Genomic DNA, 416 nt, shown 5'->3' on the forward strand with positions numbered 1-416 from the left:
TATGAAAACAGGCGAAAAAGACATTTTAAAGGTGCAGGAAGTGGTTGGGGGGCATGATCCTTCAGATTATGTGACCGAACGCTTCTTCGCAGAAGCCAGGGATGGTGTGAAGGTTCCCGTGACGGTAGTTTATAAAAAGACCACTAAAAAAAGTGCTGATACTCCGTTGCTGTTATACGCTTACGGTTCTTACGGCTCTTCAACAGATCCTTATTTTAACTCGGCCCGCCTGAGTCTGCTGGATCGGGGCTTTATTTTCGCCACTGCCCATGTGCGTGGCGGACAGGATATGGGACGGCAGTGGTATGAGGATGGGAAGATGTTCAAAAAGAAGAATACCTTCACCGATTTTATAGATGTTGCCGACCACCTGATAGAAAATAACTACACCTCACCGGATCATCTCTATGCCCAGG

1 protein-coding gene is annotated in these 416 nt (G+C 47.1%); it reads left to right on the forward strand.

Annotated features, from left to right (window positions below; translation table 11 throughout):
* On the forward strand, positions 1-416 hold a 416-nt coding region (locus tag HC175_RS19400), incomplete at both ends, for a prolyl oligopeptidase family serine peptidase (RefSeq protein ID WP_168139775.1).

The organism is Salinimicrobium oceani, assembly GCF_012037645.1.